The 26180-nt window shown below is 74.6% G+C and carries 21 protein-coding genes; 11 read left to right on the top strand and 10 right to left on the bottom strand.

Going from position 1 to position 26180, the window contains the following annotated elements:
• Nucleotides 1–110: 110 nt before the first annotated feature.
• The 3 genes from ACFYXS_RS18055 to ACFYXS_RS18045 all read left to right on the top strand — a co-directional run bounded on the left by ACFYXS_RS18055 (nucleotide 111) and on the right by ACFYXS_RS18045 (nucleotide 4891).
• Complete coding sequence (locus ACFYXS_RS18055) at nucleotides 111–3008, top strand: BTAD domain-containing putative transcriptional regulator (RefSeq protein WP_389249113.1); 2898 nt, start codon at nucleotides 111–113, stop codon at nucleotides 3006–3008.
• 50 nt (nucleotides 3009–3058) lie between these two features.
• Entirely contained in the window at nucleotides 3059–3988 is a 930-nt protein-coding gene (locus ACFYXS_RS18050; RefSeq protein ID WP_389249111.1) for an SCO0930 family lipoprotein, read from the top strand.
• 372 nt (nucleotides 3989–4360) lie between these two features.
• Nucleotides 4361–4891 (top strand): sigma-70 family RNA polymerase sigma factor, encoded by a 531-nt coding sequence (locus ACFYXS_RS18045; protein ID WP_389249109.1) that lies wholly within the window; start codon nucleotides 4361–4363, stop codon nucleotides 4889–4891.
• 33 nt (nucleotides 4892–4924) lie between these two features.
• Here the strand turns inward: ACFYXS_RS18045 and ACFYXS_RS18040 are convergent, their stop codons facing one another.
• Nucleotides 4925–6382 (bottom strand): hypothetical protein, encoded by a 1458-nt coding sequence (locus ACFYXS_RS18040; protein WP_389249107.1) that lies wholly within the window; start codon nucleotides 6380–6382, stop codon nucleotides 4925–4927.
• 152 nt (nucleotides 6383–6534) lie between these two features.
• On the opposite strand from ACFYXS_RS18040, the gene ACFYXS_RS18035 reads away from it, so the two are divergent.
• The 3 genes from ACFYXS_RS18035 to ACFYXS_RS18025 all read left to right on the top strand — a co-directional run bounded on the left by ACFYXS_RS18035 (nucleotide 6535) and on the right by ACFYXS_RS18025 (nucleotide 13277).
• Nucleotides 6535–8442 (top strand): hypothetical protein, encoded by a 1908-nt coding sequence (locus tag ACFYXS_RS18035; protein WP_389249104.1) that lies wholly within the window; start codon nucleotides 6535–6537, stop codon nucleotides 8440–8442.
• An 81-nt stretch (nucleotides 8443–8523) separates the two neighbouring features.
• Nucleotides 8524–8817, top strand: a complete 294-nt coding sequence (locus ACFYXS_RS18030; protein ID WP_319662927.1) for a WXG100 family type VII secretion target — start codon at nucleotides 8524–8526, stop codon at nucleotides 8815–8817.
• A 53-nt stretch (nucleotides 8818–8870) separates the two neighbouring features.
• Nucleotides 8871–13277, top strand: coding sequence for an FtsK/SpoIIIE domain-containing protein (locus tag ACFYXS_RS18025; protein ID WP_389249102.1), 4407 nt, complete (start codon nucleotides 8871–8873; stop codon nucleotides 13275–13277).
• Between the two features lie 71 nt (nucleotides 13278–13348).
• Here the strand turns inward: ACFYXS_RS18025 and ACFYXS_RS18020 are convergent, their stop codons facing one another.
• The gene (locus tag ACFYXS_RS18020) at nucleotides 13349–13975 is read right to left on the bottom strand and encodes a hypothetical protein (RefSeq protein ID WP_389249100.1); all 627 of its coding nucleotides are present in this window, start codon (nucleotides 13973–13975) and stop codon (nucleotides 13349–13351) included.
• Nucleotides 13972–14268, bottom strand: a complete 297-nt coding sequence (locus ACFYXS_RS18015; RefSeq protein ID WP_389249098.1) for a hypothetical protein — start codon at nucleotides 14266–14268, stop codon at nucleotides 13972–13974. The genes ACFYXS_RS18020 and ACFYXS_RS18015 overlap by 4 nt, the downstream gene beginning before the upstream one ends.
• Before the next feature lie 176 nt (nucleotides 14269–14444).
• Between ACFYXS_RS18015 and ACFYXS_RS18010 the strand changes: the two genes are divergently transcribed.
• Nucleotides 14445–15113, top strand: a complete 669-nt coding sequence (locus ACFYXS_RS18010; protein WP_389249096.1) for a hypothetical protein — start codon at nucleotides 14445–14447, stop codon at nucleotides 15111–15113.
• Between the two features lie 75 nt (nucleotides 15114–15188).
• On the opposite strand, the gene nagA is transcribed toward ACFYXS_RS18010, so the two are convergent.
• Both nagA and ACFYXS_RS18000 read right to left on the bottom strand, forming a co-directional pair.
• Nucleotides 15189–16385: an N-acetylglucosamine-6-phosphate deacetylase gene (gene nagA, locus ACFYXS_RS18005; protein ID WP_389249094.1), complete on the bottom strand. Its 1197-nt coding sequence runs from the start codon at nucleotides 16383–16385 to the stop codon at nucleotides 15189–15191.
• Nucleotides 16328–17221: an ROK family protein gene (locus ACFYXS_RS18000; protein WP_389249092.1), complete on the bottom strand. Its 894-nt coding sequence runs from the start codon at nucleotides 17219–17221 to the stop codon at nucleotides 16328–16330. The genes nagA and ACFYXS_RS18000 overlap by 58 nt, the downstream gene beginning before the upstream one ends.
• Before the next feature lie 125 nt (nucleotides 17222–17346).
• On the opposite strand from ACFYXS_RS18000, the gene ACFYXS_RS17995 reads away from it, so the two are divergent.
• Complete coding sequence (locus tag ACFYXS_RS17995) at nucleotides 17347–17604, top strand: DUF3263 domain-containing protein (protein ID WP_389249865.1); 258 nt, start codon at nucleotides 17347–17349, stop codon at nucleotides 17602–17604.
• Nucleotides 17605–17670: 66 nt separating this feature from the next.
• On the opposite strand, the gene ACFYXS_RS17990 is transcribed toward ACFYXS_RS17995, so the two are convergent.
• Nucleotides 17671–20499, bottom strand: coding sequence for an FtsX-like permease family protein (locus ACFYXS_RS17990; RefSeq protein ID WP_389249090.1), 2829 nt, complete (start codon nucleotides 20497–20499; stop codon nucleotides 17671–17673).
• Nucleotides 20496–21254: an ABC transporter ATP-binding protein gene (locus ACFYXS_RS17985; RefSeq protein WP_389249088.1), complete on the bottom strand. Its 759-nt coding sequence runs from the start codon at nucleotides 21252–21254 to the stop codon at nucleotides 20496–20498. Before ACFYXS_RS17985 ends, ACFYXS_RS17990 begins: the two co-directional genes overlap by 4 nt.
• 424 nt (nucleotides 21255–21678) lie before the next feature.
• On the opposite strand from ACFYXS_RS17985, the gene otsB reads away from it, so the two are divergent.
• Entirely contained in the window at nucleotides 21679–22599 is a 921-nt protein-coding gene (gene otsB, locus ACFYXS_RS17980) for a trehalose-phosphatase (protein ID WP_389249086.1), read from the top strand.
• Here the strand turns inward: otsB and ACFYXS_RS17975 are convergent.
• The gene (locus ACFYXS_RS17975) at nucleotides 22569–23426 is read right to left on the bottom strand and encodes an SDR family NAD(P)-dependent oxidoreductase (protein WP_389249084.1); all 858 of its coding nucleotides are present in this window, start codon (nucleotides 23424–23426) and stop codon (nucleotides 22569–22571) included. The two genes, otsB and ACFYXS_RS17975, sit on opposite strands and share 31 nt — an antisense overlap.
• 110 nt (nucleotides 23427–23536) lie before the next feature.
• On the opposite strand from ACFYXS_RS17975, the gene ACFYXS_RS17970 reads away from it, so the two are divergent.
• Entirely contained in the window at nucleotides 23537–24010 is a 474-nt protein-coding gene (locus ACFYXS_RS17970) for a MarR family winged helix-turn-helix transcriptional regulator (protein ID WP_389249082.1), read from the top strand.
• Here the strand turns inward: ACFYXS_RS17970 and ACFYXS_RS17965 are convergent.
• Together ACFYXS_RS17965 and ACFYXS_RS17960 are read right to left on the bottom strand one after the other, a co-directional pair.
• Nucleotides 23996–24703 carry a response regulator gene (locus tag ACFYXS_RS17965; RefSeq protein WP_389249080.1) on the bottom strand — a complete coding sequence of 236 codons (708 nt, stop codon included), beginning with the start codon at nucleotides 24701–24703 and terminating at the stop codon, nucleotides 23996–23998. The genes ACFYXS_RS17970 and ACFYXS_RS17965 overlap by 15 nt on opposite strands.
• Nucleotides 24700–25803, bottom strand: coding sequence for a sensor histidine kinase (locus ACFYXS_RS17960; protein WP_389249078.1), 1104 nt, complete (start codon nucleotides 25801–25803; stop codon nucleotides 24700–24702). The genes ACFYXS_RS17965 and ACFYXS_RS17960 overlap by 4 nt, the downstream gene beginning before the upstream one ends.
• 134 nt (nucleotides 25804–25937) lie before the next feature.
• On the opposite strand from ACFYXS_RS17960, the gene ACFYXS_RS17955 reads away from it, so the two are divergent.
• On the top strand, nucleotides 25938–26165 hold the full coding sequence (locus ACFYXS_RS17955) for a hypothetical protein (protein ID WP_389249076.1): 228 nt from the start codon (nucleotides 25938–25940) through the stop codon (nucleotides 26163–26165).
• Nucleotides 26166–26180 lie beyond the last annotated feature (15 nt).

The raw sequence follows: 26180 nt of genomic DNA, 5'->3' as shown, positions 1-26180 counted from the left end.
GATCATGCCAAAGGAACGGTCGCGGGCACAGACCCCGCCCGCGGGGCCGCCCGCCGGTCCGTTCGCGTGCGCGGGCGACGCAGCCCGGCGGGCATGCCAAGCTTGGCCGGGTGGTGGTGCGTTTCCAGATCCTCGGGCCGGTCCGTGCCTGGCGGGACGGAGCCGAGGTGAAACTGGGCCCTCCGAAGCAGCGGGCCCTGTTCGCGCTGCTGCTGGCCCAGAGCGGGCAACCGGTGCCCCTGCACGCGATCCTGGACGCCCTGTGGGGGCAGGAGCCCCCGGCGACCGCGGTCAACGTCGTCCACCGGCACGTGGGTGCGCTGCGCCGGCTGCTCGAACCCGACCTGCCGTCGGGGACCGCCTCGCGCCGTCTGGTGCGGGACGCGGGCGGCTACCGCCTGGAGGTGCAGCCGGACGAGCTGGACCTGCTGCGGTTCCGGTCGCTGCGCACACGGGCGCAGCAGGTGGCGCTGCAGGGTGACCGGGTGCGGGCCACCGGGTTCCTGGTCGAGGCGCTGGGGATGTGGCGCGGTCCGACGGCGTCGGGCATCGCACAGGAGGTGCGGGCGCACCCCGTCTTCGCGGCGGTGGACAACGAGCACCTGCTCGCCGTGAAGGAGGCCGCCGGGTACGCCCCGGCGGCGGGCTCCGAGCTGACCGAGCGGGTGCTCGTCACCCTGCGCCAGGCCGCCGCCCACCACCCGCTGGACGAGGTGCTGCAGGCCCGGCTCATCGAGATGCTGGCCGCCACCGGGCACCAGGCGGAGGCGCTGGAGGTCTATCAGGGAGTACGGGCCCGGATCGCCGACGAGCTCGGCCTCGACCCCGGTCCCGAGCTGCGGGAGGCACAGCACAAGGTGCTGGACGGCACGGCCGTGGTCCGGCCGGCGCCGCACGACCCGGTGCCCGTCGTCGACGGAGTCCCTGCGGACGCCGCGGCCCCCGCGGCCGACGTCCCGGGCGGTACCGAGCTGCTGCGCCCGGCGCAGCTGCCCCGGGACCTCGCGGCCTTCTCCGGGCGGCGCGCGGAGCTGGAGCTGTCCCGGACGCTGCTCCCCGTCCCCGGGGACCCGGCGCAGGCCGTGGTGATCAGCGGCATGGCGGGGGTGGGCAAGACCACCCTGGCCGTGCACTGGGCCCATCAGGTCGCCGACCGGTTCCCGGACGGCCAGCTCTACCTCGACCTGCGCGGATTCCACCTCACGGGTGCGGTCATGGGCACCGCCGAGGCGCTGCGTGCCCTGCTCGACGCCTTCGGGATACCCGTCGGCCGCATCCCCGCGGGGCTGGAGGCGCAGGCCGCGTTCTACCGCGGCCTGCTGGCCGGCCGCCGGGTCCTGGTCGTACTGGACAACGCCCGCGACTCCGAGCAGGTCCGCCCGCTGCTGCCGTCCGCGCCCGGCTGCCTGGCCGTCGTGACCAGCCGCCACCAGCTCCAGGGGCTGGTGGCCGCCGAGGGCGCGCGCTCCCTCACCCTGGACCTGCTCGGCGACGGCGACGCGCTGGAACTGCTGGCCCTGCGGCTGGGCGCCGAACGGGTCGCCCGCGAACCGGCGGCGGCCGCGGAGATCGTCGCGCTGTGCGGACGGCTGCCGCTGGCGCTGGCCATCGTCAGCGCCCGTGCGGCCCTGAACCCGGGTTTCCCGCTGTCCGCCATCGCCGAGGAGCTGCGGGAGAGCCACGGCAGCCTCGACGCCTTCACCGGCGAGCCGCCGCTCGGCGACGCGCGCTGCGTCTTCTCCTGGTCGTACCACGCGCTGAGCCCGGAGGCGGCCCGGCTGTTCCGGCTGCTGGCCGTGCACCCCGGGCCCGACTGGTCGGTGGCCGCCGCGGCGAGCCTGGCGGCCCGGCGTCCCGGGCAGACGCGCACCCTGCTCGCGGAGCTGGTCCGGGCGCACCTGCTCTTCGAGAACGTGCCGGGCCGGTTCTCCTGCCACGGGCTGCTGCGGGCGTACGCGACGGAGCTGGCCGGCGAGCACGACGACCCGGCGGAGGCGGCCGCGGCCTGTGCCCGGCTGCTCGACCACTACCTGCACAGCGCGCACGCCGCCGACGCCGCGCTCGCCCCGCACCGCGAACGGATCGCGCTGCGCCGCCCGGCCGCCCACACCCTCCCCGAGCGCTTCACCGACCGGCGCGCCGCGGCCGACTGGCTCGACGCCGAACGGTCCGTGCTGCTGGCCGTCATCGAGCGTGACGGCCGGCACGGGGACGGGGCGCACAGCTGGCGGCTGGCCGTGCTCGTGGAGCTGTACCTGGACCGCAACGGCCGGTGGCAGGAGCAGCGGACCGCCCAGACCACGGCGACCACGGCCGCGCAGCGTCAGGGCGACGTCCTCGGCCAGGCGCACGCCCACCGGGCGCTCGGCTTCGCGCTCGGGCGGCTCGAACGGTGGGAGAGCGCGCGCGAGCACCTGCTGCGCGCCCTGCGGTTGTTCGGGGAGGTCGGCGAACCCTGCGGCCAGGCCCGGGTCCACCGCTACTGGGCCTTCCTGTCCAACCGGCACGGGCGGCACGCCGACGCGCTGCGCCACTACGCCCTCGCCGGCGATCTGTACCGCTCCGGTGGCCAGCTCAACGGCGAGGCCAGTGTGCACAACGAGGTCGGCTGGACGTACATGTTGCTCGGCGAGTACGACAAGGCCGTGGAGGAGTGCCGCCGTTCGCTGGCCATCCACCAGGAGACCGGCGACCACAACGGCGAGGCCGCCGCGTGGGACAGCCTGGGCTGCGCCTACCACCGGCTGCACAAACACGAGGAGGCGCTGGACTGCTTCCGGCGGGCGCTGGGGATGTACCGGGAGATCCGGGACGCGTACTTGGAGGCCGACACCCTCGTCCACATCTCCGACACCCAGCTCGCCGCGGGTGCCACCGCCGGCGCGGCCCACGCGCTGCGGCAGGCGCTGGCCATTCTGGACGGCATGGGCCATCCCGACGCCGAGGGGGTCCGCGGAAAATTGCGCGACATCGAACTGAACCCACAGGTGCCACGGGTCCGTGTATAGCGGCGTAGCTCCGGCCCGGAGCGGACGTCTGGTGGACCTGAGGAAGTGCGATGAACAAGAACGCGCGGAACGCCCTGTTCCTGACCGGTACGGCCCTGGCGCTGACGGCTGTCACGGCCTGCGGACAGCAGACCGGTACCGGTGCCGCCCCGGCGTCGGTGCAGCAGCCGGTGGTGAACGCGGTGTCCGGCTATCCCGGCGCGGACGGCACGGAGTCGACCCCGCCGGTGACGGAGGCGGCGTCCGGACTGGCGGTGCGCACCGACGCCAAGCTCAAGACGATCGTCGTGGACGGCAAGGGCATGACCGTCTACGTCTTCAACAAGGACACCGAGCCGGGCACTTCGAGCTGCGAGGGCGAGTGCGCGGCGCAGTGGCCGCCGGTCCCCGCGGACGACACGCAGACGGCGAAGGGCCTGAACCAGGACCTGCTCGGCTCCATCACCCGCACCGACGGCTCCAAGCAGCTCACCCTCGCGGGCAAGCCGCTGTACTACTTCGCCAAGGACAGCCTGCCCGGTGACACCAACGGCCAGGGCGTCAAGGGCGTGTGGTACGCCGCGGAGCCCGACGGCTGGAAGGCCGGTGTGGAGCGCCCGGCCCTCGGCGTGCTGAACGACCCGAAGCTCGGGAAGATCCTTCAGGACAAGAACGGCCGGACGCTGTACCTGTTCACCAAGGACAAGCCGTGGCCGATGAAGACCGCGTGCGACGCGACCTGCCTGCAGAAGTGGACGCCCACCGCCCCGGTCACCGCCGCCGACGCCAAGGCCGCGGGCCTGCAGTCCACGGCACTGTTCACCTTCAACACGCCGAACGGCACGCAGCAGGAGGCCTTCAACTGCTGGCCCGGCTACACCTTCAAGGGCGACAGCCAGCCCGGCGACACCAATGGCCAGAACGTCAAGGGCGTGTGGTTCGCGATCAAGCAGGACATCACCGTCGACCGCGGCAAGACCGTCCCGGCGGCCAAGGGCTGACCGCCCCGGCCCGGGCGGCGCACCCGCGCCGGCCGGGGGCCGTGCCGACGGCCCGCCCGGGGGCAGCGATGCCCCGGCGGGCCGTCGCCGCGTTCCGGTCCGCGCGGTGGCGGAGCCGGCCGTCAGAATCGCGTCAGATTTTCGGCATCGGGGCCTGCCTACGATCGCGCCACGCGCTGCTTCCGCCAGGAACATCGCCGAAGCAGGCACGAACCGTCGTGCCCGTCGGCCGGCGGGCCCCACACCCGGTCCGGCCTGCGCCCGCCCCGCCCCGTCCTTCGGCGATCCGCGCACCGGCCCCGCCGTGCGGCGGCGCCGGCGCGAGAGCCGGGAGCGCTGACGGGGAACGAGCTGTGCCTTCCGGGACCGACCATGACTTTCGCCGCTGCTCCGGGTGTCCGCCCTGCGGCACGCTCCGGACATCTGCTGACCCTTCTGGTGGCCGACCACGGCAAACCGCTGCTCGCCTACGCGGAACGCCTGCTGCGTGACCGCCACATGGCGGAGGACGTCGTCCAGGAGACCCTGATCCGCGCCTGGCACCACACCGACCGGCTGTACGGCAACGAGGGCTCCGTCCGGGGCTGGCTGCTCACCGTGGCCCGCAACCTGGCCATCGACCGCATCCGCAGCGCCCGCTCCCGTCACGAGACGGTCGGCGCGGACCACCACGACGTGCTCCAGCCCGACCACGCCGACGCCGTCCTGGCCTCGGTCGACACGCGGGCCCTGCTGCGGCACCTGTCGCACGAGCACCGCGAGGTGCTCGTGCACACGTACCTGTTCGGCAGGACCGTCCAGGAGACGGCCCGGATCCTCGGCGTCCCGGCGGGCACGGTGAAGTCCCGGCAGCACTACGCGCTCAGCCATCTGCGCAGCCGGGTCGGCGCCGCGGCGCGGTGACCGCGGCGTCCACGCCGTTCCCGCCGGGACAGTTCACGCCGGGACCGTGAGCCGGACACCGAGCACGGGGATGTCCACGGCGCCGTCCGCGCCGGCCTGCCAGCGCCAGTGGGCGCCGCCGACCTCGCCGCAGACCAGCCCGGTCCAGCCGGCCCCGCCGGGACCGCACAGCGCGGCCAGATCCGCGGCCTCCGGCCCGGTGGGCGTGCCGGCCATGACCACCAGCCCCGTGACCGGCCGGCGGGCGGCGGCGCCGCGCACCGTGCCGCGGGCCTCGGGCGCCGACTGCCCCGGGAACGCCGGGGCGTGTTCCTCCGCCCCGATGCGGACGACCTGCCGGAGGCCGGACGGCAGGGTCAGCGGCGTGGCGTCCTCGCTGCCGCGCAGGACGGTCACCGGGGTGCCGGGTCGGCTGCGGGCGACCTCTTCGAGCAGGCCGTGCACCACGTCGCGGGCGACGGCGCGGTCGCCCGTGACGCTGAGGACCCCGTCGAGCCGGCTGAGGTCGTAGAAGACCGGCTCCCCGTCCGCGTCGACGCCGACGCGCACCAGACAGGCCCGGTCGTCCGGGACCCGGGACGCCCCGGGGTCGGTCGTGCGCCGCCACCGCGTGCCCTCCGGTCCGTCCAGTGCCGTCCAGGGGGCACCCGGGGTGTCGCCCGGGGCCAGCCACGCGGTCACCCCGGCGCTGTCCACGCGCAGGGCGTGCACCGGCCGCCCGGGGGTGTCCCCGGGGCCGGACAGGTCGGCGGCGGCCGCGTAGGCGCGGCGCACGGAGCCCGCGTCGGCGGCGAAGTGCCGGCCGACCGTACGGCGCAGCGCCAGCCGGCGCCGCCGGGCGACGGGGTCGCCGAGCCGGCGCACCGCGCGGCCCGCCGCGGCCCACGCGGCACCCACCCGGCGCCTGCCGACGATGCCCGCGGTCACCAGGGCGAGCAGTACCGCGCCCAGCACCGCGATCGCGGCCGGCAGCGGAATGGTGAACGCGGCACCGCCGCCGGTGCCCGTCCCCGTGTCCGTCCCCGTGCCCGCGCCGCTGTCGGTCGCGGCCGGGGGCGCGGAGTCGTTCTGGGCGGCGGTGTCCCGGGCCAGCTGGACATCGGGGCCCGAGGCGTCCTGCGGCAGGCGCAGGATCCAGCCGGGGTGCAGCTGCTCGTCCGGGCCCGTGAGGGCGGAGCCGTCGGTCTGCGCCTGCCCGCGGTTGAGGTCGAAGATCTCGGCGGCGCGCGCGGGGTCGCCCAGGGTGCTCGCCGCGACGGACGCGAGGGTCGCCGGGGCGCCCCCGGTCGTGGCGGCGTCCTGGACCACGAACACCTTCACCAGCTGGTCGTCCGCGCTCGCCGGGGCGGCGCTCGCGGCGAACAGCGCCCAGAGCGCCAGCAGCACCGCGGCCGCGGCGCGGCGCAGCGCCGTCCCATGGGCGGGTGCGGTCGTCGCGGCCGCCGGCCGGTGCCGCCCTGAGGCGCTGACGCCGTCTCTCATCGTCTCCACCAAGTTCTCGTGTGCGTGCCGGTCCCCGGTCCCCGGCTCCGTCACCCCCTACACGGAGCGCCGCGGGAAAAAGGTTCGAAGGAGATCTGAACCAAGTCCCGGTGGGCGCCGTGTGGCAAGCGACAACGCACACGGACCTGGGAGGGACACGGATGGGACGCCGGCACGCGAGCGACGAGGACTTCCGCCTCGTGGGGCTCGACCGGGACCCGACGCCGGGTGATCCCGAACTGATCCGGGGGGTCGTCAAGCGGTACCAGGACGTCGGTGACGCGGCCGAGAAGGCGCTGAACATCCTCAAGAAGGACGGCACCATCTCCCGCGGCCGCGGCTCGGCCATGGACCAGCTCAAGGAGAAGATCGGCGACGACCTTCCCGACAAGCTGAACAAGACGGCCACCTCGTACCACGACGCGGCCCGCGCCTACAGCGACTACATACCCCGCCTCCAGGACGCGCAGGACACCTTCGACCGCGCCGTCGACCAGGCCCGCTCGGCCGCGGCCAAGGCGGGCCAGACCCCGAAGACGCTCGGCGAGAACCCCACCGACCAGGAGAAGTCTCAGGCCCGCGCCGTCCAGGACGAGATCGACGCGGGCAACAACGAGCTCGGCGCGGCCAAGGGGCTGGCCCAGCAGGCCAAGCAGATGCGGGAGTCCGCCCAGAGCACCTGCGCCGAGGTCCTGGACCGCGCGGCGGCGGAGGCGATCCCCGAGCGCAACGTCTTCCAGAAGATCGCCGACTTCTTCAAGGACTTCCCGTTCGTCCAGATCCTGCTGGCCGCGCTGATCGCCGTGGTGGCCGTGTTCTTCCCGGTGGTGGGTGCGCTGCTCGGCGGGGCGTTGTTCGTCTTCAACCAAGTGGTGGCGAGTCAGACGGGCGGCATCAAGGCCGGTGACTTCGTCGCCGGACTGATCGGCATCATCCCCGGTGCCTCCCTGTTCAAGCTCGGCAGCAAGGCGGTCCAGGCGATCGCACCCGGTGTGGTCGCCGCGATCAAGAACTCGGGGACCATCGCCAAGGTCTCGGGGACGATCACCAAGGTCGGCGACTCCGTCACCGGCAACAAGGCGATCGGCGCGGTGCTGGCCAACCCGGTGGGCAAGACGACCGTGGACATCACCGGCAAGTTCCTGACCAACTCGGCGCTGGAGGCGGCCGCCAAGGCCGCCAACCACGACAAGATCACCGCGGCCGGCGTCTTCGGCGGTGCCGCCGCGGGCGCGGTCGCCGGAGCGGCCTTCAAGGGCGGCATCGGCAAGATCGGTTCCGCGCGCGGCAACGCGCCGGTCCCGCCCGGGGGCGGCGGCCGGTTCGGCGACACCACCGATCCCGCGCTGGGCGACTCGATCGGCAAGCGGGCCTCGGACCAGGTCGGGGGCTTCGTCGAGGAGGGTGCGACCCTCGGTACGAAGATCGGTGTCGGGGTCGCCCAGGGCGGCGACCCCAACGAGGTCGCGGCCGGGGAGATCGCCAACTCCGCGCCCAAGCTGGGTGCGGGACCGGTCGGTGTCGCGGGGCTGGGCCGCAAGATCGACGGCGTCGCCGACGGCATCCCGATCAAGGGTTCCACCGGCCCGGGCACGGGCACCGCCACGCCGGCTCCTCCCGCTCCCCCCGCGGCTCCTCCCGCGGCGCCGACGCTGGATCCGGGGAACACGCCCCCGGCCGCGCCGCATTCGCCGACGACCCCGAATGCGCCGACGGTGCCCAACTCCCCGACCACGGCCACCCCGCCGGCTTCCCCGACCACCCCGGCCGCGCCGAACTCGCCCACGGCGCCGACCACTCCGACCACCACGACCACCCCGGACTCCCCGGCCGCAGGGCGTCCGCCGCTGACCCCGCTGGACATCCCGCCGCAGGGCCCGCAGGGCCCGGCGAGCCCCCCGGGCGCGGCCACCTCCCCGTCCGGCTCGGACTCCGGCAGCGACGGCTTCACCACCGCGCCGACGAGCCCCGCCGGTGACGGCTTCACCACCGCGCCGACCAGCCCCGCCGGTGACGGCGGCAGCGGTGGCGACGGCGGCGGCCGGACGACGGGTACCCAGGGCGGCTAGCGCCGTCCGGACCCGCACCTCCACAGATCTCCGTCCCCTGGAGGGACGGATTGTTCACCCGATCACGCAAGGAGTACTGACATGCCCGACTACCGCGTCAACTCGGACGAGACCGCCTCCACCTCGCAGGCGCTGCTCAACGACTTCTCGCAGCTGCAGGACAAGCTGAGCGAGGTCAAGGGCAAGATCTCCAACCTGCTCGCCAACGGCTACAGCACCCCGGCGGCCCAGCAGAAGTTCTCGCCGTTCTTCGACGAGTTCGCCAAGGGCTTCGACCAGGTCAACCAGGGTCTGCAGGGCATCGGACAGTACGTCCGCTCCGTCGGCGACGCCTTCTCCCAGACCGACGACCAGCTCGGCTCCAACCTCGGCTGAGGCCGGTGCCCTCGTCGCCCCGTCCTGCCCCTTCGTGAGAAAGACGATGCATCGTGCGTTTGAACGTCAGCGTCCGTGACCCCCGGGTCGAGGGGGTGTCCACCACCGTCGTCGTCGAGACCGAGCCGACCGCGCGGGCCGGCCGTCTCGCGGCGGAGCTCGCGCGGGCCGTCGACCACGAAGGGGCCGGCGGGGCGGGGGCGGGGGATCCCGCCCTCTTCATCGGTGCCGGGGAGATCGACCCGGAGGCCACCCTGCAGGCCGCCGGGGTGCGGGACGGCATGGAGCTCGGGCTCGGTTCGGCGCTGCCGGCGGAGCCCGAGCCGGAGGGCCGCACCGAGATCCGGCTGGTGTCGGGGCGGGGCGCGGGCACGGTCTTCCGGCTGGTGCCCGGCGAGTACGACCTCGGCAGCGACCCCGGCTGCCGCATCCGGCTGGCCGAGGACGCCCCGGCGTTCGCGGCCCGGATCCGGGTGCGGCTCGACGGCGGCGCGGAACTGCTGTCCGGCGCCGACGCGTTGCTCGACGGCGGGCCGATGGAGCCCGGTACGGCCTGGCGCGAGGGCAGCCAGCTGGCCATCGGCGACACCCTGCTGGAACTGGCCTCGCGCGAGGCGGCCACCGCGCCGCTGACCCCGGCCGCGGACGGCCTGGGCCTGGAGTTCAACCGGCCGCCGCGCTTCCTGCCCGCACCCGCGGGCGGCAAGTTCCGGCTGCCGACGCCTCCCGTCCGGCCCGACAAGCGGCCCGTGCCGCTGCTGCCGATCCTGCTGCTGCCCGCCGGCAGTGCCGCGATCGCCATCTTCGTCACCAAGAGCTGGGTCTTCGTCTTCATCGCCCTGCTCTCGCCGCTCGCCGCGCTGTTCACCCAGTTCGGCGGGCGCAAGCAGGCGATGCTGAAGTACCTGGAGAAGAAGGAGGAGTACGAGGGCACGCTGCGACGGCTGCGGGCGGACATCGAGTCCACCGTCCTGGAGGAGCAGCGCGGTCTGCGGTTGTCCCTGCCCGATCCGGCGTCCCTGCTGCAGATGGCCGTGCGGCCGTCCGAGCGGCTGTGGGAACGCCGTTGGCAGGACCCCGACTTCCTCTCCGTCCGGGTGGGGACGGCGGATCTCCCCTCCTCGCTGAGCGTCGAGGACCCCACGCAGGACGAGCACCGGCGGTTCACCGTGCCGCCGCTCAGCCAGGTGCCGGTCTCCGTGCCGCTGCGCCGGGTGGGGGTGGCGGGACTCGCCGGCCCCGGCGCGGAGCGGCTGGCCGGCTGGATGGCGGCCCAGGCCGCCGCGCTGCACAGTCCGGCGGACCTGCGGATCGTGGTACTCGCCGGGGCGGACGGGGAGGCGGCGTGGTCGTGGACCCGCTGGCTGCCGCACGCGCAGGCGCAGGGCGAGGACGCCTACGCGCTGGTGGGCAGCACCACCGACTCGCTGGCCCGGCGGATCGGTGAGCTCGGCCAGATCGTCACCTCGCGCATGGCGGCGGGACCGGATCTGGTCCGCGGCGGCGTCAACGGCTACCCCGACATCCTGGTCGTGCTGGAGCAGGCGCGCAGGGCCCGTTCGCTGCCCGGCGTGATCGCCCTGCTGCGCGACGGGCCGTCGGTGGGCGTCCACACCCTGTGCATCGACCGCGAGGAGCGGCTGCTGCCCGAGGAGTGCGGCGCGGTGGTCGTCACCGGGGGTGCCTCCCAGGGCGTCTCGCGGGTGCGCACCGGTACGGGCTCCGCCCTGGAGGGTGTGCGCACCGACTCGCCGGAGCCGGCCTGGTACGAGCGCTTCGGACGGGCGCTGGCGCCGCTGCGCGGCGTGGGTGACAGCGACGAGAGCGCCCTGCCCGGATCGGTGCGGCTGCTGGACCTGCTGGGCATCGAACCGCCCACCGCCGAGGCGGTGGTGGCCGGCTGGTCGCTCGGCGGCCGCAGCACGCGGGCGATCCTCGGCACCGGTTACGACGGGGACTTCTCCGTCGACCTGGTCCGCGACGGGCCGCACGCGCTGATCGCGGGCACCACCGGTTCGGGCAAGTCCGAGCTGCTGCAGACCCTGGTCGCCACGCTCGCGGTCGTGAACCGGCCGGACGAGATGACCTTCGTGCTCATCGACTACAAGGGCGGCAGCGCCTTCGCCGAGTGCGCCGACCTGCCGCACACCGTCGGCCTGGTCACCGACCTCGACACGCACCTGGTGGAACGCGCCCTGGTCTCGCTGGGCGCCGAACTGCGCCGCCGGGAGACCCAGTTGGCGCGGGCCGGGGCCAAGGACATCGAGGACTACCTCGACAAGCGGTCCCGCGGCGGCGACGTGCTGCCGCCGCTGCCCCGGCTGCTGCTGGTCGTCGACGAGTTCGCGTCCATGGTGCGCGAACTGCCCGACTTCATCTCGGGCCTGGTCAACATCGCCCAGCGCGGTCGCTCGCTGGGCATCCACATGGTGCTGGCGACCCAGCGTCCCGGCGGCGCGGTCACCCCGGACATCCGGGCCAACACCAATCTGCGGATCGCGCTGCGCACCACCGACACCACCGAGAGCCGCGACATCATCGACGCTCCCGACTCCGGTGACATCTCGCCCGCCAACCCCGGACGCGCCTACGCGCGCCTCGGACCGTCCGCCTTGCTGCCGTTCCAGTCCGGGCGCGTCGGCGGCCGGCGGCCCGGCGGTGCGGTCGCCGAAGGAACGGACGTGCCGGTGCGGGCCCACGCGGTGACCTGGCGGGAGCTCGGCGGCCCGCTGCCCACCGGTCGTTCCCGCGGCGGCGGTTCGGGCCTGGCGCAGTCCGAGGCGGTCACCGACCTCGCGGTCCTCACCGCGGCCGTCGCCCAGGCCGCGCGCCTTGCCGACGTGCCCCGGCAGCCCAGCCCCTGGCTGCCGGCGCTGCCGGAGGTGCTGGAGTGGACGGCGCCGCCCGAGCCCAAGCCGGCCGGCGAGCGGGAGGCCGAACTGCCGCCCGTCGCCTACGGCATGGTGGACCTGCCCGCGCGGCAGACCCGCGCGGCGCTGGAGTTCGACATCGACCGGGCGGGCCATCTGCACCTGATCGGCTCGCCCCGCAGCGGCCGCTCCCAGTCGCTGCGCACGCTCGCCGCGGCGCTGGCACAGGCGCACGGCGCGGACGACGTCCACCTGTACGGCATCGACTGCGGCAACGGCGCCCTCAACGCGCTGACCGCGCTCCCGCACTGCGGCGCGGTCGTCGACCGCAACCAGGTCGAGCGCATGGGCCGGCTGCTGGACCGGCTGAACGCCGAACTCACCGCCCGGCAGGGCGTGCTCGGCACCCGTGGTGCCGCGGACCTCGCCGAACTGCGCCGCAGCCAGGCCGCGGGGGAGCGGCTCCCGCACATCGTGGTGCTGGTCGACCGCTTCGAGGTCTACGAGCGCGAGTTCACCGCGTACGACAACGGCAGCCTCATGGAGCGCATGATCAGGCTGCTGCGGGACGGCGCGGGCGTGGGCATCCACGTCGTGCTCGCGGGCGACCGGGTACTGGGTTCCAGCCGGTTCTCCGGGACGACCGAGGACAAGATCGTCCTCAAGCTCAACGACCGCCAGGACTACTCGTCGGTCGGCGTCCCGTCCAAGTCGGCGCCGAGCGACCCGGCCCCCGGGCGCGGCATCCGCACCCTGGACCTCGCGGAGGCCCAGATCGCGGTACTGACCGGCGACCTGTCCGGCGCGGCGCAGGGGCAGTTCCTCACCGATCTCGGCACGGCGCTCACCGGGCGCGAGGCCGGTGTGCCGCGGGAACGCCGTCCGCTGCGCCTGGACGTCCTGCCGGACCGGATCGCCTACCGCGACGCGCTGCCCCTGCACACGCGGCGCGGCCCGATGCGCCCGCTGGTCGCGGTCGGCGGCGACACCCTCACCTCGCTGGGCCCGGACCTCGCCGACGTCCCCACGTTCGTCGTGGCCGGACCCCCGCGGACCGGCCGCAGCACGGTGCTGCTCACCGCGGCGCACTCGCTGCTGGCGGAGGGCACGGGACTGGTCCTGCTGGCGCCGCGCCGCTCACCGCTGCGCGACCTGGAGGGCAGGGCCGGGGTGGCCGCCGTGATCACCGACTCCCAGGTGACGGTCGAGGAGTTCCGGCGGGTGCTCGGGGCCATCCCGCAGGACAACGCGGTGGTCGTCGTGGACGACGCCGAACTGTTCATGGGCTCCGACATCGACGCCGACCTGGCGCTGCTCGCCCGCGGTGGCGCGGGCAACGGCTGGGGCGTGCTGGCGGCGGGCAACGCCGAGTCGCTGGCGCTGAGCCTGGCGGGCTGGATGGGCCAGGTGAAGCGGAACCGCACCGGCATGCTGCTGTCGCCGCAGGGCCTGGCCGACGGCGAGGTCATCGGCGTCAAGCTGACCCGCGGCGTGGTCGGCCAGGCACCGCAGCACGGCCGCGGCCTGATCCACCTCGGCGACGGGTCGCTGCGGGCGGTGCAGGTGCCGCTGTCCGGTAGCGAGGACTGACCTGCGGCACCGCGGTACGCGGAAGGGCGGCCGGGACGCCATGTCCCGGCCGCCGTTCGCGCACGGGCGCCTCAGGAGGCGACGGGCACCAGCGGCTCGCCCTCCTCGGTCAGGAAGCGGAAGGTGCCGGTGACGGCGTCGAAGAGGTCGTACACCTCGTTCTTCAGCGGCAGGTTGGGGCTGGCCAGGGTGACGACGAGGAAGTCGTCGACGCGTCCGGGGACCGGCATCATCGTGTGCATCGTCAGCAGCTCGACGTCGATGTCGCCGGTCAGCCGGGTGGTCTCGGTGCCGGTCACCCGGGGCACCGTGCCCACGTGGGGCACCTTCACGGAGGTGATCACCCGGTCCTTGGGCGCCGTCCCGTTCGCGGAGGAGACCCCCAGCTGCGCGGAGAGCACCGGGAGTGTCAGCTCCGATCCCTCGGGCGTGGTGACGGCGAAGACCATGCCGTAGGCCATGAACAGGTCGTCGCCGTAGAGGGTCGCGGTGCCGGTGGCCAGCAGCGCCCCGTGCCGCCGCGCGGCCCGGCTGACCTCCCGCCCCTGCCGGAACATGTCGTTGATCCGGGCCTTCTCGCGGGGGTCGTCGGTGGTGGCGAGCGCCTTGGCGCGGGTCCTGGACAGCTCCTCCCCGCTCAGGTCGATGGTGTCCCACAGGTCGGGGACGTCGAGCAGGAAACGGTGCGCGGTGCTCACGTGCCACTCTTTCCGTCGTCGAGGTTCGCAGCGGCGTCCTGGTCGGTCTTGTCGAAGGAGTCGAGGATGCTCCCGATGGCGTCCCGGATGCCCTTGACCTGCTTCTGCAGCTGCTTCTTGCCGTCCTCCCACTTGTTCTCGAAGTGCTGTGCCGAGCCGTGGGAGAGCTCGGGTCCGAAGGCCGCGTCGAAGTCGAACGTGTGGTGCCCGATGTCGATGAAGTCGTGGACGAAGTCCAGCATCTGCTGGGCCTCGCGCAGTTCGTCCCCCGGTATGTTGATGTCCTGGGCCATGTCGTTCCCCTCGTGCTCCGCCGCTTCCGGCCTCACGGGTCACACGGGCGGGACCGCCCGCGGAGTTCAATCGGCTTCCGGCGGGCACCCGTGAAGGCGCGTGAAGGCGCGTGAAGCCCCGCGAGGACCCGCGAAAGACGGGTGAACCCTTCCGGGCGCGGCCTCGTGTACCGGGGGTGACCTCTCTTCACCACTTCTCCGGCGCCGCCCCGCGCGGTCCCGTACGCCGCGCGGTCGTCGCCACGGCGGTCGTCCTGTGCGGCGTGGCGGGCCTGGCCGGGTGCGGCAAGACCATCACCATCGGCGACGCCGGTGCCCCGGCGGCCCCGGCCGCCTCCGCGCCGGCGGCGCCCCCCGCCGCGTCGCAGCCCGCGGGCAACACCGCGCTGCAGGTCGTCGACCGCACGGCCGCCCAGGCCGGGCTGACCGGCAACGGCGGGACCGTCGTGGGGGCGGCCGTGCAGGAGACCCCGCCGCGCTGGGTGCAGCTGTCCGCGGTCACCTCGCCGCCGGTGACGGCGCCGCACCTGATCAACATCAACCAGGCCGCGCTGTACCGCTTCGACCCGGACAGCGCCGACCCGTCGCAGTCGCACTGCAACGACGCCTGCGCCGTCCAGTGGCCCGCGGTCACCATCCAGCAGGGCGGCAACGTCTACCTGGCGGGCGTGGACCGCGACCAGGTGGGCGCCATTCGCCGCCAGGACGGTCAGGTGCAGCTGACGGTCGGCGGCATGCCGGTCTACCGCTTCGCCGGGGACACCAAGCCCGGTGACCTCAACGGCCAGGGCGTCGGCGGGACATGGTTCGCCGTGGGGCCGAAGGGCGAGAAGGCGGGGCAGTGAAGGCCCGCCCCCTGTGACAGGGCGGGCCTCCGGCACCGGACAGCGACGGCCGGAGGTCCGCCCGTTCCACGACGGTTACGGCTCGACGACCCACTCACCCCGGCGCATGACGCCGACCAGGTCGTACGCCTCGTCCAGCACCACCAGGTCCGCGTCCTTGCCGGGCTCCAGCGAGCCGACGCGGTCGTACGCGCCCAGCAGCCGCGCCGGGTTGGCGCTCAGCGCGCGTACGGCGTCGGTGACCGGGAGCCCGTCCACCGTGACGGCCCGCTTGAAGGCGGTGTCCAGGGTCAGGGTGGACCCGGCGATGGATCCGCCCTCGACGAGCCGGGCGACGCCGTCGGTGACCTCGACCTCCATGGGGCCGAGCAGGTAGCGGCCGTCGCCGAAGCCTGCCGCGTCCATGGCATCGGTGATGAAGGCCACCCGGTCGGCTCCCGCGCTGCGGAAGGCCAGTTCGAGGACGGCCGGGTGCAGGTGGACGCCGTCGTTGATCAGCTCGACGGTGACCCGCTCGTCCTCCAGCAGCGCGGCGATGGGGCCGGGCGTGCGGTGCAGCAGGGTGGGCATCGCGTTGAACAGGTGCGTGGCGACGGTGGCGCCGGCCTCGATGGCCTCCAAGGTCGCCTCGTACGCCGCGTCGGTGTGGCCGACGGCGGCGATGACGCCGTTCTCGGCCAGCAGCCGTACGGAGTCCAGCCCGCCCGGTAGTTCCGGCGCGAGGGTCACCATCTTCGCCGTCCCGCGGGCGGCGTCGACGAGCTTGCGCACGTCCGAGGGGTGCGGGTCGCGCAGCAGCGACGGCTTGTGGGCGCCGCAGCGGTGCGGCGAGATGAAGGGCCCCTCGAAGTGGATGCCCGCCAGGTCGCCCTGCTCGACCAGCTCGGACAGCAGCGCGGCCTGCCGGGCGAGGTCGTCCAGCTCGCCGGTGACCGTGGAGGCGACCATGGTGGTGGTGCCGTGCCGGCGGTGGGTGTCGACGCCGGTGAGGACGTCCTCCGCGCGGGCGGCCGAGAAGGACGCGCCGCCGCCGCCGTGCACGTGGATGTCCACGAAGCCGGGGACGATCCAGTGCCCGGACAGATCACGGGCGGCCGCGGGCCGGCGCGGGTCGTCCGCGACGATCGAGCGGCCCTCGACGGTGATCCGGCCGCCGTCGACGACACCCTCCGGCAGCACCACGCGGGCACCGGTCAGCACGGTTGGTTCCGCAGTCAAGCGGTCACCTCCAGGGAGAGAAGATCCCAGGCCAGCAGCCCTGCGCCCAGGCATCCGGCGGTGTCCCCTAGGGCCGCCGGCACGATGAGGGGGAGTTTCTGGAACGTCAGCCGCTCCTCGACGGCCGCGCGCAGCGGCGCGAAGAGCGTCTCGCCGGCCTCGGCCAGTCCGCCGCCGACGATCAGCGTCTCCGGTGTGAGCAGGGTGATCCCGGTGACCAGGCCGTCCGCGAGGGCGGCGACCACCTCGTGCCACACGGCGACGGCGCGCGGGTCGCCCGCGGCGACGGCGGTGGCGCACTCGGCGGCCTCGGCGCCGAAGGCGCGGGCCACGCCGGCGGCGGAGGCGATGGTCTCCAGGCAGCCGTGCTGGCCGCAGCCGCACGCCGCGCCTCCGGGACGGACGACGATGTGCCCGAGCTCGGTGGCCTCGACCCGCCCCTCGATGCCGATGGCGCCGGCGATGCCGGTGCCCAGGGCGACGAAGAGGAAGCGCTCGGCGCCGCGCCCGGTGCCGAGCCGGCCCTCGGCCACACCCCCGGAGCGCACGTCGTGGCCGAGGGCCACCGGCGTGCCGTCCAGACGGCGGGAGAGCAGGTCGCGCAGCGGCAGGTCGCGCCAGCCGAGGTTGGCCGAGAACACCGCGACGCCCGCCCGCTCGTCGACCAGTCCGGGCACGGCCACGCCTGCCGCGGCGGCCGGCTCGCCGAAGGCGTCGGTTCCGTACGCCCGAAGGTCCGCCGCGAAGTCGAGCACGGAGGCGACGACGGCCTCGGTACCGCGGTCCCGGCCGGTCGCCCGGCGGGCCTCGTGGAGCAGCGTGCCGTCCGCCGCGACCAGAGCGGCCTTCATGCCGGTGCCGCCCACATCGAGGGCGATGACGTGTCTCACGGAGAACAGTCTCCCGTGAGACAGCGCAAAAGGTCTAGTCCACTCGGCGAAAGAGATCCCGTTCGGCCGCCCGCCAGGCATCCTGGCGGTGCCGCACAAGGGAAAGCCCGTGTGGTGCAGACCTCATATGTTCCTCGCCACGGGGCTATCGTGGCGAGGTGACCCTCACCGACCAGGACCGTGCCGTCCTCGACATCGCCGGCCGCGCGTGGGCGGGCCCGGGCGCGAAGGAACGGGCGATACGGGAGCGGCTCGGGATCTCGCCGACGCGGTTCTACCAGCTCCTGAACGCGCTGCTGGACGATCCCGAGGCACTCGCGCACGCGCCCGTCACCGTCAACCGCCTCCGCCGCACCCGCGACACCCACCGCACCACCCGCTAGGTTCCCGGCGCCGTGCGCCGTTCCCCCGGGGCGGTCGCGGTGGGTGTCCGCGGTGTGTCCCCCGCCCTAGTCCTGGGCCCGGCGGCCCATCCCGGTGCGGGAGCGCGTGACCAGGGCGGCGAGCAGCGTCGCCCCCAGCGGGACCAGGATCAGCAGCATGCCGATCGTGGGCCATGGCACCACCACGGGCACGTCGACCTGCGCGAAGGCGCCGTCGTGGCCCTGGGCCAGCGCGCGTTCGGCGATCTGCCGCTGCTGCTGCCGGTCGACGCCCCGCAGCGCGACGGCGGGCAGGATGCCCGCGGCCGTCCCGAGCAGCACGCCCATCGCCGCGACGACCCCGCACTGGAAGCCGGAGAGCGTGCGCCGCACCCGGCCCGGGGCTCCCACCGCGGCCAGGGTCATGAGGTCCGCCTCGGCGTCGGCCTGGGCCAGACCCGTGGCGACACCCGCGGCACCGATCGTCACCAGGCCCGCGAAGAGCGTCAGCGCGGCCAGTACGGCGCCGTACCTGCCGGTGTACCCGTGTTCCAGGTAGACGTCGGACTTGACGCCCAGCTTGGCGATGTCCTGTGCCAGCGCCTGCTGTTCGGCGTCGCTCGGCATCCGCGCGGTGGTGAAGAGCGAGCCCAGCGGCACGGTCCGCAGGCCCGCGGACGCGGCGGCCCGCTCCGGCACCACTGCCGTCACCCCGTACGACCGGGCGGTGCTCAGCCGTGCCGGCAGTGTGGTGTCCGTGCTCGCCTGCTTCGACGCGTCCGGGGTCAGACGGAGTACGAGGGAGCCGTGATCGTCGTAGGCACGGTCGAACAGCACCGTCCTCCCGTCGGCGAGCGCCTGCCGCGCCGCGGGGTCGTGGATCCCCAGCGCCTCCAGCACCCGCGGCCCGCCGACCAGGATGCCTCCCTGCGTCCAGATCGCCGGTTCGACGCTGTCGTACCGGCACCGCCAGTCCTTCGCGAAGGACCGCACCTGGGCCGGGGTGAAGGTCCCTGTGGAGCCTTCGGCGTCGAGCGGGCACCGGTTGGCGTCGGGCAGCACCGGCATGACGTTCCCGCAGCCCGCCTGCACGGTGGCCACGTCGCAGATCCGTGTTCCGGCCAGCAGCCGGGACACGTCCGCCTGCAGCCGGACCGGGATGCGCCGGGACACGCTCTGCCGCACCGCCGCGACGCCCCGGCCGCCGTCCGAGGGGAGGCCGACCGCGAGCACTCCGCGCGGCGCCCTGGCGACGTACGCGTCGCGGTTCTGCTGCTCCTGGCTCGCCGCGTACGTGGCGACCGCGACGGTACCGGCCACCGCCGCGAGCACCGCGGCCACCGCGGGCGCGGTGCGGCCGCGGTGGCGCACCGCGTCCCGCAGAGCCAGCCGCGGGACGAGCGGCAGCCACCGGCCGAGCCTGCCGAAGCCTCCGACCAGCAGGGGGGTGAGGGCCACCAGCCCCAGTTCGGCGACGGCGGAGCCGCCGGCCACCACGTAGGCGTTGCCGCTGCGCACCGATCCCTGGACCGCGATCAACGCGCCCAGGCAGACCGCCACCAGACCGGCCGAGGGCAGCGCCCGCCCGGCCCGCCGCGTTCCGCGCCGCCCGGTGAGCGAGGCGAGCACGCTCTGCCGGGAGGCGGTGACCGCGGGCACGAACGCGGCGAGCAGCCCGGTGACCACCGCGAGCGCGGCGATGCCCAGCAGTTCCGCCGGCCGCAGCGCGATCCCGCCGAACCGGCTGCCGGTGTACTCCTCCAGCCTCGTCCGCAGCAGCAGCGTCAGCGCGATGCCGACGACCGTGCCGGCGACCGCCGCCGCGGCCCCGGTCACCAGGCCGCCGGAGAGCACGATCGCCCGGATGTGCCGGCGGTCGCCGCCGTTGGCGCCGACCAGTCCGAGTTGGCGCCGCGACCGCCGGGCGCCGACCGCGAACGCGGGGCCGGCCAGCAGGCAGACCTCCAGCAGGGCCATGCCCGCGACGGTCGCCGCGGCGGCCGGCCCCGCGTGGTCGGTGACCGGAACCGGCTGGACGTAGCTGGGGAGACGGTAGAGCGGTACCTCGGAGTCGGCGGGCGGGTCGAGCGCCACCGCCCGCGAATGGACCAGCACGCCACCGGTGTTGGCGCGCTGCACCATGTCCCAGGTGAAGCCGCCCGGGACCGTGATCAGGTATGACGACCGCGGCTCCCCCATGTCCGAGCCGGCCGCTTTGCGGGCGGCGAGGTACCGGTCGATGAAGGCGCCGGGACGGAAGTCCAGTTGGGCGGTGTCCAGTCTGCTCGGCAGGTCGTAGGCGCCGACGATGCGGTAGGCCCGGTCCAGCCCGTGGGCCCGGACCTCGGATCCGACGTGCAGTCCGCTGCGCGTCAGGAACGCGTCGGTCGCGATCACCTCGTCGGGCGAGGCGGCGAAGCGGCCCCGGGTCAGGTCCGTGATCCCGGCGGCGACGGGGTCGGCCGCGTCCAGTTCCCTGACCTCGGTGTCCATGATCCCGGACGCGGTCCTGACCTCGGCGTAGGAGGCCGTGTCGGGGACGGCCCGGAATCCCGCGGGCGCCGCCGTCCTGGGGTCGACGGCGGGCGGGGCCGTCCCCGCGGAACCGGCGTCGGCGGAGTCCGTCGCCGGCTCGTTCTGCCGCGCCGGCGCGAAGGTGTCGCCCCGGGGCGACTGCAGGATCGCCTGGGGGCCCTGGCCGGCGTCCTCCAGCCGCGCGTCCGCGGCCCCGATGTCGCGGGTGATCGTCTGCTGCGGCGTCAGCTGGGAGCTGCGGATGGTCACGTCGGCGGCGCTGACGCCGACGACCGGTACGGCGATCATCGCCAGCACCATCAGGCTGCGGCCCTTGGCCCGCCAGGCGTCGCGGCGGGCGATCCGGACGGCGACCCGCCAGCCGTGGAACCGCGCGGTCACTGGGCGGTCCCCCCGGCCAGGAGCGATGCCGCGTCAGAGCGCAGCGTGATGTCCACCACCGAGCCGTCGCGCACGAGGACCACCCGGTCCGCCCAGCCGGCGAAGCGCGACTCGTGGGTGACCAGCACGCAGGCCGCTCCCGCGTCGCACCGGCTCCGCAGCAGCGCCAGCACCGCCTCACCGGTCTCCGAGTCCAGCGCGCCGGTCGGTTCGTCGGCGAGGACCAGCCGCCGGTCCCCCACCAGGGCCCTGGCGACGGCGACCCGCTGCTGCTGGCCGCCTGACATCTCGTCCGGGAAGCGGTCGGCGAGCTGCTCCAGGCCCATCTCCGCCAGCAGCGCGAGCGCTTCACGGCGGGCCGAACGGCTGCCGACGCCGTCCAGTTCACGGGGGAGCGCGACGTTCTCCGCGGCGGTGAGCGCGGGTATCAGGTTGTAGTCCTGGAAGACGTAGCCGATGCTGCGCCGGCGCAGTGCCGCGACCTGCTTGCGGCTCGCGGCGGTCAGGTCGGTCCCCTCGACGACCACCCGTCCGGACGTCGGCACGTCCAGCCCCCCGGCCAGGGTCAGCAGCGAGGACTTGCCCGACCCCGACGGGCCCATGACGGCGACGAGTTCACCCGGGTACACCGCCAGGTCGATGCCGCGCAGTGCCCGCACCTCGGTGGTCCCGGAGCCGTGCACCCGGGTCAGCGCCTCCAGGAGCAGCACGGGCGGCGGTGTCGGTGGCGTGGACGGTGTGTTCTGGCTGGACATGAGCTGGTCTCTTCCCCGGTGGTGTGCGGCATGGAGGGGGCACCTCCTGGGCGGCCCCCAGGTCGCTTCACGGTGCGATCGGCATGCGATGGCCATGAGCCCATGGCGTTGCGAAACGGCAACGGATCCCCCGCTCTCCCCACCCGCGCGGGTCCCCCTGCGGGGGTGCGCCACCGGCGGCGTCCGCCCGTCCGCGTCGCCCCCACCGCTCCTCCGGGGCGGTGGCGGGCACGCCCGTGCGTCCGGACCGTCCGGGGCAACGGGCGGGTGGGCGGGGGACCGCCCGCCGCAGGCGCAGCGGCGCCGCACCCGGCAACGGCGAGCAGCCCCACGCAGCGGCGGCCGGCCCCCCGCCCCCGGAAAGCCCCCCGGGAAGGTTCCGTACGCCCGCCTTGCCACCCGCGCCGCTGGGTATGGTCGGGGCATGACCCTCAGGGACCGCAGGGACGAACTGCCCGAGCCGACGACGCCCGAGGGCGGGGACGGCCTGACCGCACTGCTCGCGGAGCCCCGCAGGGCCGTCGTGGCGCTGGACTTCGACGGGACGCTGGCCCCGATCGTGCCGGATCCGGACAGCGCCCGGGCGCACCCGGAGGCGGCGCGGGTGCTGGCCCGCCTCGCGCCGCGCATCGGGTCGGTGGTGGTCGTGACCGGCCGTCCCGCGGGGGTCGCCGTGCGGTACGGCGGCTTCGCCGGGGTGCCGGGGCTGGAGCACCTGGTGGTGCTCGGTCACTACGGCGCCGAACGGTGGGACGCCCGCTCCGGCGAGGTGCGGGCGCCCGGTGCGCACGCGGGGGTGGACGCGCTGCGCGCGGAACTGCCCGGGGTGCTGGACGGGATCGGCGCGTGGCACGGCACGTGGGTGGAGGACAAGGGCCGCGCCGTGGCGGTGCACACGCGCCGTACGGAGGACCCGCAGGCCGCGTTCGAGGCGCTGCGCGGGCCGCTGGGGGATCTGGCGGAGCGGCACGGGCTGATCGTGGAGCCGGGCCGGATGGTGCTGGAGCTGCGTCCGCCGGGGATGGACAAGGGCGTGGCGCTGGGCGACTACCTGCGCGAGGTCGGCGCCGGGCCGGTGCTGTACGCGGGCGACGACCTGGGCGATCTGGCGGCGTTCGGCGCGGTGGAGAAGCGCCGCGCGGACGGTCTGCCGGGTGTGCTGGTGTGCAGCGGCAGCGCGGAGGTGGCGGAGCTGGCCGCGCGCGCGGATCTGGTGGTGGACGGGCCGGAGGGCGTGGTGCGTCTGCTGGACGCCCTCGCGGCCGTGCTCGAAGGGCTGGAGGGTCTCGAAGGCCGTCTCGAAGGCCCCGGAGGTCAGGACACCCAGGACCGCGTCAGCGACTGAACGGCCGAGCCGTCGAGGTCGGCGAGCTTGACGCCGGTGAAGGCGCGCGCGGTCGCGGAGGTCTGCACCCGGAACGGCGGCTGCTCGGCGCCGAGGAGGCCGACGATGGGCGCGGCGGCGTCCTCGACGCCCTGCGCGGCGTCGAAGGCCTGCGTGGTGCGGTCGAGGTAGTGCTTCACGGCGTCCGCGTACGGACCGGCCGCGGCGACGTACGCGGGGATGTCGATGCCGACGTTGGCGACGAACTCGCTGGCCACCGCGCCCGGTTCGACGACGCTGACGGTGACGCCGACGGAGGCCGCGACCGGCGCGAGCGACTCCATGAAGCCCTCGACCGCGAACTTCGCCGCGCAGTACGCCTCGTTGAAGGGCTGGCCGACGACCCCGCCCACGCTCGTGACGGTGATGAGGCGGCCGCCGGACTCCCGCAGGTGCGGCATCGCGGCCTTGGTGACCTCGACGACGCCGAAGAAGTTGACCTCCATCGTGGCGCGGACGTCCGCGACGGTCCCGAGCTCGATCGTGTTGACGTGCCCGGCCCCGGCGTTGTTGACGACCGCGTCGAGCCGCCCGAACTCGGCCACGACGTCCTCGACGCACGCCGCGACCAGCAGGGCGTCGGTGACGTCCAGCCGCTTGATGTGCACGCGCTCGTCGACACCGGCCTTGAGCGCGGCCTCGCGGAGCGCGTCGGCCCTGCCGGGGTCGCGCATGGTGGCGACGACGGTCCAGCCGTCGCGGGCGGCGGCCACGGCGGCGGCCAGGCCGATGCCGGTGGAGGTGCCGGTGATGAGGACGGTCCCTCGGGACGTGGCGTTGGCAGGCATGGGGCGGGTTCCGATCGTCGGTGCGTGCTCGACTGTTCTGTGCGTGTACACACACCATAACCATTGCGTGCGTGTACACACAACACCGCCCCGCCCGGTAAGGTGACCGCATGGCGCGCAACGACATCACCCTGGGGGAGCTCTCCGACCGCGACCATGCCTTCTACGGTCTGGTGTGGGCCGGCACCACCCTCACCGGCCGCGTGGACCAGGCGCTGCTGCGCGCCCACGACCTGCCGATGTCCTGGTTCGAGGTCATGCTGTGGCTGCGCGGCCAGAGCGAGCCGGTGGCCGCCTCCGACCTCGGGGCGAGGACGCTGCTCAGCCGCAGCCAGGTCTCCCGCGTCCTGGACGCGCTCCAGGCGCGCGGTCTGATCGTCCGCGTGCCCTCGCCGACCGACGCCCGCTCCACCGGGGTCCGGCTGACCGAGGCGGGCCGGGAGGCCTTCGACGCGGCGGACGCCACGCGCCGCGCGACGCTGGCGGACGGTTTCGACGACCGCCTGGACGAGGCCGACATACGGGCGCTCAACGCCATCTGGGCCAAGCTCAAGGGGCAGGGGAAGGCCTCAGACCCGGCCTGACCGGCCGCCCTCGGCGTCGTGCACGATCAGGGCGATCTGCACCCGGTTGTTGAGGCCGAGCTTGCTCAGGACGCGGGAGACGTGCGTCTTGACCGTGGGCACGCTCATGTGGAGCCCCGCCGCGATCTCCGCGTTCGACCGGCCCTCCCCGACGGCCAGCGCCACCTCGCGCTCCCGCTCGCCCAGCGAGGCCAGTTGCCGGCGGGCCCGCGTGCCCGCGCTCCGCTCCGCCGCCGCCCCGCCGGACACCTGCGCGATCAACTGCCGTGTCACCGCGGGCGACAGCACCGGCTCGCCCGCCGCCACCTTCCGTACCGCCTCGACGATCTCCCGCGGCGCGGTGTCCTTGAGCACAAAGCCCGCGGCCCCCGCCCGCAGCGCGCGCAGCACGTGCTCGTCGGTGTGGAACGTGGTCAGCACGATGACCTCCGGCGCCCCCGGCCGGGCCCGCAGTGCCTCCGTGGCGGCGAGGCCGTCCAGCGACGGCATGCGGATGTCCATCAGCACCACGTCGGGGGTGTGCGCCTCGACCAGCGCGGCGACCTCCGCCCCGTCGCCCGCCTCGGCCACCACCTCGATGTCCGGGGCCCCGCCCAGCATCAGGCGCAGCCCGGCGCGGACCAGGGGATCGTCGTCGACGAGCATCAGGCGCAGCACGGTCACGCCGCCCACCGTAGCCAGTCCGCCCGTCATCCCGCCCACGGCAGCCAGGCGCGGACGCGGAAGCCGCTGCCGGCCGGGCCGTGTTCGAGCCGGCCACCGGCGAGGGCGGCGCGTTCGGTGAGGCCGAGGAGGCCCTGCCCGGCGCCGGGAACGGCCCGGGAGCGCGGGGCACCGGGGGGTGCCGCGTCCGGTGCCGGGTTGCTGACCTCCACCGTCAGCCCGCGGGCCGGACCGCCGGTGACGCGTACGGTCACCTCCGCGCCGGGTGCGTGCTTGCGGGCGTTGGTCAGCCCCTCCTGCACGATGCGGTAGACCGTGCGCCCGGTGGCTGCCCCGCCCTCCTCGGCCGGGCAGTCCGTCTCCAGGACGACCCGCATCCCGGCCTCCCGCGCCTCGGCCACCAGTCGGGGTACATCGGTGAGCGTGGGCTGCGGCCGCGCGCCCGTGCCGGCCGGGGCAGACCCCTCCGGTTCGCGCAGGACGCCGATGATCCCGCGCAGGTCCTCCAGCGCCTCGTGCGCGGCGTCGCGGATCACACCGGCGGCCCGTTCGATCTCGGCGGGCGGCGCTCCCGGGTGGAACTCCAGCGCCCCCGCGTGGACGCTCAGCAGCGTCAGCCGGTGCGCCAGTACGTCGTGCATCTCGCGGGCGATCTCCTCGCGGGCCTGCCGTCGCCCCCGTTCGGCGTGGGAGGCGAGCAACTGCCGCCGGGAGCGCACGTACATCCCCCAGCCGATCGCCCCGGCCATGATCGCGAAGAAGGTGAGCGCGGAGCCGGTCTCCGGCAGGTCCGGGTCGGGCCCGTGGGCGAGGAACACCGGCAGCGGCGCGAAGGCCAGCGCCGCGATCCACGCCGTGGTCCGCAGCGGCCGGTACGCCGCCACGGTGAAGACGGCCACCGCCGTCGGCCCGCCCACCAGGTGCGCGAACCACCCGGTCACCAGCAGCGCCACCGCCAGGTGCACCGGCCACCGCCGGCGTAGGAACAGCGCGGCGCAGGCGACCGCGCTCACCGCCTGCTCCACGACCCCGGTCCCGGCACCGGTCCCGCCCGCGGACAGCACGGAGAAGGCCGCCGCGCCGAGGAAGACCGCGATGTCGGCGCCGATGCCCTTCGGTATGCGTCGCATGCCCCGAATCTACGGACCGCGGGCGCCGCGACCACCACCGGCGCCGGAAGTCGGGACCTTCGGACGACAGGAGGGGTCCGATCGGATACTTAGGACGACAGCCCGGCCGCGGCGCCGCTTCCTAGCCTCGGGGCATGAAGGGTCTTCGCGGGTTCATCGGCTTCATCGGGTTCATCCTGCTCTCCCAGGGCGTCGGCGGCATCGTGTACGAACTCACCGGCGGCTGGTTCCGCGTGTGGGCGCTGACCCAGCGGATCGGTTTCCTGGACGGCTACCGGATCTACGTGTGTGTCGTGCTGGTCGCATTGGGCCTGGCGGTGTGCGTGGCGGCAGACTCGGTGGGCAAGGCGAAGAGCGAGTAGTCCGCCCACCCCCGA

The sequence above is a fragment of the Streptomyces sp. NPDC002574 genome, assembly GCF_042889545.1.
GTDB lineage: Bacteria > Actinomycetota > Actinomycetes > Streptomycetales > Streptomycetaceae > Actinacidiphila.
The sequence above is the reverse complement of the archived record's forward strand: the minus strand, read 5'-3'. Positions and strand labels throughout refer to the sequence as shown.

What these genes read in the sequence shown, in the direction of transcription:
- ACFYXS_RS18030 (WP_319662927.1), top strand. Translation starts at nt 8,524, where the DNA reads ATGCCCGACTACCGCGTCAACTCGGACGAGACCGCCTCCACCTCGCAG.
- nagA (WP_389249094.1), bottom strand. Translation starts at nt 16,385, where the DNA reads ATGCCTGGGCGCAGGGCTGCTGGCCTGGGATCTTCTCTCCCTGGAGGT.
- ACFYXS_RS17965 (WP_389249080.1), bottom strand. Translation starts at nt 24,703, where the DNA reads ATGACGGGCGGACTGGCTACGGTGGGCGGCGTGACCGTGCTGCGCCTG.
- ACFYXS_RS18045 (WP_389249109.1), top strand. Translation starts at nt 4,361, where the DNA reads ATGACTTTCGCCGCTGCTCCGGGTGTCCGCCCTGCGGCACGCTCCGGA.
- ACFYXS_RS17985 (WP_389249088.1), bottom strand. Translation starts at nt 21,254, where the DNA reads ATGTCCAGCCAGAACACACCGTCCACGCCACCGACACCGCCGCCCGTG.
- ACFYXS_RS17970 (WP_389249082.1), top strand. Translation starts at nt 23,537, where the DNA reads ATGGCGCGCAACGACATCACCCTGGGGGAGCTCTCCGACCGCGACCAT.
- ACFYXS_RS17955 (WP_389249076.1), top strand. Translation starts at nt 25,938, where the DNA reads ATGAAGGGTCTTCGCGGGTTCATCGGCTTCATCGGGTTCATCCTGCTC.
- ACFYXS_RS18035 (WP_389249104.1), top strand. Translation starts at nt 6,535, where the DNA reads ATGGGACGCCGGCACGCGAGCGACGAGGACTTCCGCCTCGTGGGGCTC.
- ACFYXS_RS18015 (WP_389249098.1), bottom strand. Translation starts at nt 14,268, where the DNA reads ATGGCCCAGGACATCAACATACCGGGGGACGAACTGCGCGAGGCCCAG.
- ACFYXS_RS17975 (WP_389249084.1), bottom strand. Translation starts at nt 23,426, where the DNA reads ATGCCTGCCAACGCCACGTCCCGAGGGACCGTCCTCATCACCGGCACC.
- ACFYXS_RS18050 (WP_389249111.1), top strand. Translation starts at nt 3,059, where the DNA reads ATGAACAAGAACGCGCGGAACGCCCTGTTCCTGACCGGTACGGCCCTG.
- otsB (WP_389249086.1), top strand. Translation starts at nt 21,679, where the DNA reads ATGACCCTCAGGGACCGCAGGGACGAACTGCCCGAGCCGACGACGCCC.
- ACFYXS_RS17960 (WP_389249078.1), bottom strand. Translation starts at nt 25,803, where the DNA reads ATGCGACGCATACCGAAGGGCATCGGCGCCGACATCGCGGTCTTCCTC.